General features: G+C 47.0%; 1 pseudogene. It reads left to right on the top strand.

The features are described 5' to 3' along the window. Nucleotides 1–538 (top strand): annotated as a pseudogene (locus R8N49_RS29895) (bifunctional NADH-specific enoyl-ACP reductase/trans-2-enoyl-CoA reductase); the annotation flags it as partial.

Here is a 538-nt window from a genome sequence, read left to right as displayed (position 1 = left end):
AGGCTTCTACAATGCGGCAGCTTTTGAAAAGCTTGCTCGTGAAGAAGGCCTATACGCGAAAAGCCTAAACGGCGATGCTTTCTCAAACGAAGCGAAACAGAAAACCATTGATCTGATCAAAGAAGACCTAGGTCAGGTTGATATGGTGGTTTACTCACTGGCTTCACCAGTGCGTAAAATGCCAGAAACAGGTGAGCTTATTCGTTCAGCTCTTAAACCTATCGGTGAGACTTACACATCGACAGCGGTTGATACCAACAAAGACGTAATCATTGAAGCAAGCGTTGAGCCTGCGACAGAAGAAGAAATCAAAGACACAGTAACCGTAATGGGTGGTGAAGACTGGGAACTTTGGATCAATGCACTTTCTGACGCTGGTGTATTAGCGGAAGGTTGTAAGACAGTCGCTTACAGCTACATCGGTACTGAACTAACGTGGCCAATCTACTGGGATGGCGCGCTAGGTAAAGCTAAAATGGACCTAGATCGTGCGGCAAAAGCGCTAAACGAGAAACTAGGTGCAACTGGCGGCAGCGCA

It is taken from the genome of Vibrio sp. 1978, assembly GCF_033344345.1.
The sequence above is the reverse complement of the archived record's forward strand: the minus strand, read 5'-3'. Positions and strand labels throughout refer to the sequence as shown.